Source organism: Chromohalobacter sp. HP20-39 (genome assembly GCF_033052815.1).
Taxonomy (GTDB): domain Bacteria; phylum Pseudomonadota; class Gammaproteobacteria; order Pseudomonadales; family Halomonadaceae; genus Chromohalobacter.
The window spans coordinates 1-264 of sequence record NZ_JAWHTP010000776.1; the positions used below are offsets into that span (position 1 = coordinate 1).

1 protein-coding gene is annotated in these 264 nt (G+C 63.3%); it reads left to right on the forward strand.

Annotated elements, in window-relative coordinates; translation table 11 throughout:
* A partial coding sequence (locus RVY79_RS20065; RefSeq protein WP_317466336.1) for a TMEM175 family protein occupies positions 1-264 on the forward strand: 264 nt, incomplete at both ends.

Here is a 264-nt window from a genome sequence, read left to right on the forward strand (position 1 = left end):
CGCTGACATTGCTCGTGCTGGAACTGCGCCTGCCGGCCGAGTTGCACATCCAGCGCTCCGGCGAGCTGCTCGCGGCCCTGGTCAACTTGCTGCCGCGCATGATGGCGTGGCTGATCAGCTTCTTCGTGCTGGCGATCTTCTGGCATGCATCGCTGCGCACCCAGGCCTGGGTACGCCACCTGGACAACCAGCTGATCTGGATCAACATCGCGTCACTGCTGTTCGCCAGCTTTCTGCCGTTTGCCTCCAGCCTGGTGGGCGAAT